This window comes from Desulforhopalus vacuolatus, from assembly GCF_016918505.1.
GTDB classification, from domain to species: Bacteria; Desulfobacterota; Desulfobulbia; order Desulfobulbales; family Desulfocapsaceae; genus Desulforhopalus; species Desulforhopalus vacuolatus.
Map to the genome: position 1 here is coordinate 1 of NZ_JAFFPZ010000061.1, position 5,038 is coordinate 5,038.

Annotated in this window: 6 protein-coding genes; 5 read left to right on the top strand and 1 reads right to left on the bottom strand. The window is 36.2% G+C overall.

The annotated features are described in order from the left end of the window. Positions 1 to 663: 663 nt before the first annotated feature. A complete protein-coding gene (locus JWG39_RS15740) occupies positions 664 to 822 on the bottom strand; it encodes a hypothetical protein (RefSeq protein WP_205220398.1) in 159 nt (52 codons plus the stop codon). A gap of 785 nt (positions 823 to 1,607) precedes the next feature. Between JWG39_RS15740 and JWG39_RS15745 the strand changes: the two genes are divergently transcribed. From JWG39_RS15745 to JWG39_RS17270, 5 genes are all read left to right on the top strand, one after another. Continuing rightward, positions 1,608 to 2,501, top strand: coding sequence for a hypothetical protein (locus JWG39_RS15745; protein WP_205220399.1), 894 nt, complete (start codon positions 1,608 to 1,610; stop codon positions 2,499 to 2,501). Positions 2,502 to 2,645: 144 nt separating this feature from the next. Further along, positions 2,646 to 3,422, top strand: a complete 777-nt coding sequence (locus tag JWG39_RS15750; protein ID WP_205220400.1) for a hypothetical protein — start codon at positions 2,646 to 2,648, stop codon at positions 3,420 to 3,422. A 108-nt stretch (positions 3,423 to 3,530) separates the two neighbouring features. Then, on the top strand, positions 3,531 to 3,851 hold the full coding sequence (locus tag JWG39_RS15755; protein WP_205220401.1) for a hypothetical protein: 321 nt from the start codon (positions 3,531 to 3,533) through the stop codon (positions 3,849 to 3,851). A gap of 25 nt (positions 3,852 to 3,876) precedes the next feature. Continuing rightward, positions 3,877 to 4,713: a phospholipase D family protein gene (locus JWG39_RS15760; RefSeq protein ID WP_205220402.1), complete on the top strand. Its 837-nt coding sequence runs from the start codon at positions 3,877 to 3,879 to the stop codon at positions 4,711 to 4,713. Between the two features lie 156 nt (positions 4,714 to 4,869). Next, positions 4,870 to 5,038: transposase (locus JWG39_RS17270; protein WP_500683479.1), on the top strand; the 169-nt coding region annotated here is incomplete at its 3' end.

Below are 5,038 nucleotides of genomic sequence, written 5' to 3' on the forward strand. Positions count from 1 at the left end.
GACCTTCTTCAGGGTACCGTCATCAGCCTGGCTATATGATTTTACAAGAATATGGGGACTGGAAAAAGTTGTCAGGTTTATGCGTGCGGGAGTATCCATTCAAAAGACCTCTTTGAACAGACGGGCGAGAGAAGGAACGTGGAATAAAGAAAGAGACGCTGATAAATGTCAAAGAGGTTGACAGTCTGGGGCGATTAAGGTATCTTTTTATTCGTCATTCGGTCTGGGTTGGCCTGTCCGTTTGATGTGTTTTATCACCGTTGCGCAGTGACAATGTTTTAGAGCCCGGTCATGTTGAAGCATGTTCCGGGCTTTGTTTTGTGCAAAATTCACGAAATTTTCAAATTAAGGCTCATGTTGCGTTCAAGCAGGCTCATACTACGTTCAAGCAGCGAGTGAAGCAAGGTTTTTCCGCGTTTTGCCAACATTATGAACAAATTGTAGAAACATCCATTGTAGGATGAGACGACAACAGCTTTTTTACCAGAGAAACATACTAAACATTTGAAAAATGGCTTTTTATAGAGAGAATCTTTTGTATTTTCCGTGTTTTTAGTTGGCTCTCCGTCTTTTGCGTTCCTTCGCGTTCTTCGCGGTGAAAAAATTGTCTTACCGCTTTTTGCTTTTCCCTTTCTCCCGTCTCCTTTCTCCCGTCTCCCGTCTTCACCCCTTCCCTGTGACCTTCTTCTTCTCAGCCAGCAGAGTGCCGAACTTGCCATAGTTGACCTTAACGCCGTCGTCGAGATCAAGGGAAATCCGCTTGTCTGCACAATGGCGGAGTTCATCATCAAAGGTGCTCAGCTCGGCCAGCTTCTTTTTCATATCGTCGATCTCTTTCTGGAACCCATAAGTCTGTAGAACATCTCGATAGAGGAAAGCCAGGCATTTAATACCATTTACATTTTGTATTAGCGGATTCAAAGGCAGGGACGGAAAAAGGGAGAAAGGAGACGGGAGACAGGAGACAGGAAAAAGCAAAAGGTTTTTGTAGAGACGCCCAATTTGGGCGTCTTCAGCACAACAGGTGGCTCATCTCACAACAGACGTTTCTGCAATGAAATTAATGTATCACCCTGTTTGTCCTGTCGTGTTTTTTGGTCAGTAAAAAATGTGATTGCTATTACGAAACTGTTCCTGCTCCCAACAATGTCCATCAACTTGCCGAAGCTGTTAACTTCCTCATATTTCACATTGTCTGGATTACTCTTGCTGTTAAGTTCGTCGAAGAATTTCCGGACGCATTCGATCTTTGTTTTTTCGATCTCACTTCGCCCTTGGATTTATGATGATTTTTTGAAGCGAAAAGTATCCTGACACATAGGGCTGGCAATATGTTTTTTCTGTTGAGCGTGCGTAATGAGAGTATCTCAGGGGCTCACGCACTTGATCCCTCAGTTTGAGCTGAGGAATTTTGGCTTGTTTTCCATCAGAACAGTGATACAATCAGATTGTATGGAAAAAATGGAAAATAACAGTAATAACTGGACATGATTTTCCACTTTTCACCTTTAATACAAAATATAGTGGAAAAAGAGTCCACATATAGGGTGATATTATGGATGTTTTCCAGTTAACCCACTGTTATCTAAAGGATAAAAAGGATAAAAATGGAAATTTCACTAGTTAAAGATATTTTTCTTGTAATAATAGGAGCCTTTTCCACTTTTTTTTTCACTTTGTTGGTACTAAAAATACAAAAGAAAAAAGCTAATATAACATGGAGGAAGCTTTCAAATATTCATATTCCTGCAAACAACCTAACAGGTATTAAATGGATAGTTGAAAATCAAGGTAATAAATCAGCGAAGGAAATATCAATTCAGTTGAAGTTGAAAGAGGGACAGAGGTTCGAAACGATAGATTGTAAACCCTCAGAAAATGCTCTTTCATTTTCACAAGAACTAAATACAGAATCAAATAATGTTATAATCAAAATACCTCTGTTCCCTAATGGTATTTCATTAGATATTTCATCTTTGGTTAAAGATTTTAACGATAAAATTGAAATTAGTATCGTTGGTGAAGATATAATTGGAAAGGAACATCAAGTTAGTGACAAAGCGGAGAGTTACCGTAAATTAGCAAATTATATGATACCAGGAATTATAGGGATTTATGTTGTTGGCATGTTAGCAATGTTCACTTTTATAGGGATGTTACTCAACTCTAGAGTTGAGTATGAACAGACTCGTAGTATAGCTAATTTATATCTATCAAACGGTGACAATAATGAGGCTATAAAGCTATATGAAACCTACAGTAATAATAATATATTCTTGAAGGAAACACCATCTTTGCTGTTTGAGGTCTTATTGATACATGCCAAATCAGGTGAAAAAGAAAAGCTATTTTCCTATATAGAAAAACTTTCTGAAGATATTAAGAAGGATTCAGCAAAAAAATATATTCGTTTTCTTGAGACATCGGCTGCATTTGATCAATACCGAAACGACACCGGTTTTAAAAAAGTAATAAATAAATTCAAAGAAAATAATAGATAACAAGGTGCTACACAAAGGACCACCTAAGGTCGCCGGTTTTTCAAATTTCCTGGTACAAAAGAGTTCAATTTTAATCCAAGTTCATTGGTTCCAATTTTAGGCGGCCTGTGAGTTAAACGTTGTGCCCTAAAAAAAGGAGAACAAATGCAATATTTGCCTTATATCCAAATGGCAATATTATTATTGCTAGCGATAACTTGTGTATATTTATTATTAGTTTCACGTTCAAACAAGCGAGATCTACAGGAAATAAAAAAGCAATTAGAAGAAATTGAAAATAATTCATCAATAAATGTAAAATACGGTAGGGCTAAAGATAGTCCTGAAAAACTAAAAAATATAACAGTATCGCACACGATAAAACAGTCTGTATCGAAACATAATGATCTAAAACATATAATTATAGAGTTCTGTAGAAACATTAACTCCAACAAATGTTTCATTGTTCTTGAAGAAATGAACGATGAATACACCAAAATGATTATTCCTACTGGAGAAATTAAAGATCTTGAAAATTCTTTGTTTAAAGATTTTGAAGAGCTTTCTTTAGAAGAGTTGCTAGTCAATGATTACATAACAAGAATGCAGATCGATTCCTATTTCAATTACATAGGTAAGCAAACGGAAAGATTTTCAGATAACGATCTTTTAAAAAAGATAAATGAGAATAATGAACCGCCGTACCTAAAAAGTTATAGAGCTATGCTGTCTAATCCCGATACATGGCCATCTAAAATGCTCGAAACAATTAAGACAAAATGTCCAATAACTCAGAAACGCTTGAAAGAAATAATGGACTCAAAGTATGAATATTCACCTTCAGAAGCTAATGGTAGTTTTGGAGCATCTTTAAGAATGTTGCTCGTTGATGGATATATAAAAATTGAAGGTATAGGAGATTCAAAAATAATAATTGCATAACGTAATATTCACCGGAAATCTTTTCCGCTGCGCTCCAAAGTTTCCCGGTGAATATTACGTTATGCTTGGAAATCCAATATACAATTTCGATTCACAAAAAGATGCCAAATGAAAGAAAATGAATTCGAGAAATGGCTAATAGATGAATATGTAACGAGAAACGGTACTCGTTTGCAAAAACGGCCACGGAGCGATGCTAAATCGCGATGCAAACGTGTTGAAAAACACGAAGGAAATCTTGATAGTCATTACAAAATGGACGGTATGCGTAGTTTGCTGAATTCACTTGCTTACAGCAAAAGTGATCAAGATGCCGGTGTTTCACCAAAACATTCTATACCGATTGAAGGAGATATTCTGAACGGCACAGCATCTTTACGAAATGCTGTAAATTTATATTGCCAATTCTGTATGGCTATTCAAATTTAACACAAGTAAAAAATAGGTACTTCAAATGGTTAAATTTCTTACAACTCAGGGGCTCAATTACTACTTGGAAGAATTATTAAAAAATGCTAATTCCAAAATTACTCTAATCTCCCCATATTTCAAACTGCAGCGAAGGATAAAAGAAATATTATCAGAAAAAAAGCAGCAAGGTGTAGAAATAATTTTTGTATGTAGAGCAAACGATTTACAAGAACCTTTGAATGAATTTTCAACTCAGATTTTTGACGCGCCAACGCTTCACGCAAAATGCTACATGAATGAAAATGAAGCAATTTTAACGAGCTTGAATCTTTATGAGTTCAGTCAACAGAACAATGAAGAAATGGGAGTGTATGTAACAAATGACGGTGACGGCTCTGCCATGTACACCGACATTCTTCTCGAAGCAAATCGGTTATCCAAGAATACCGTCGCTCCATCAACACCAACAATAGAATTTGACCATCGCTCTGAGGAAAAACTAAAATCAGAAAAGGAATCACCCTTTGAGATAGGCATAAAATATTCGGCAGTTCAATTGCAATCAATTTTTAATTTTTCTTACCAAGGAAGAGCTGGAATCAAAGACTCATCCACTGGAGATATTGTACTATTCAGCAATATCGGTCCAACACCCTACGATGATAAACAAGAAAATCAGGTTATTTATTATCAAGGTCAAAATACTGGTGATGGATCACAAAAATTAATTTATGGAAATAAACTCCTTTATGAAGCCTACAACAAGACAAGTGTAAAAATATATTTCTTCAAAAATTATACATATTGTGGGGAATTTGAAATTATCCAAAAACCTTACATGGAAAATGGCAAATGGATTTTCCCAATAGCTCAGAAATAAAAGTCACTGCAAAATTGCAGAACAAAGGTGTGCAGCTGTTGAAGGAGGGTCGGGCCAAGGTAAGTGTTTGTATTCGTGTGACTCTTATACCTGTCAATAATGCGTTTTTTAGGCTCAAAAACGTTAATATAGATCTGCATTAGAAAATAATTTCTTATGGCGAGAGCAAAACGGCATTATATTCCTGGTCAAGTATGGCATCTTACCCACAGATGCCACAAGAGGGACTTTTTACTTAAATTGAAAATGGACCGTCGGAATTGGGTCCAGTGGTTGTATGCTGCCAAAAAGCGATACGGTTTGGTAATTCTCAATTACTGTGTTA

Bases quoted from the DNA above. Each gene is read 5' to 3' on its own strand.
- JWG39_RS15755 (WP_205220401.1), top strand. From the start codon at position 3,531: ATGAAAGAAAATGAATTCGAGAAATGGCTAATAGATGAATATGTAACG.
- JWG39_RS15745 (WP_205220399.1), top strand. From the start codon at position 1,608: ATGGAAATTTCACTAGTTAAAGATATTTTTCTTGTAATAATAGGAGCC.
- JWG39_RS15760 (WP_205220402.1), top strand. From the start codon at position 3,877: ATGGTTAAATTTCTTACAACTCAGGGGCTCAATTACTACTTGGAAGAA.
- JWG39_RS15750 (WP_205220400.1), top strand. From the start codon at position 2,646: ATGCAATATTTGCCTTATATCCAAATGGCAATATTATTATTGCTAGCG.
- JWG39_RS15740 (WP_205220398.1), bottom strand. From the start codon at position 822: ATGAAAAAGAAGCTGGCCGAGCTGAGCACCTTTGATGATGAACTCCGC.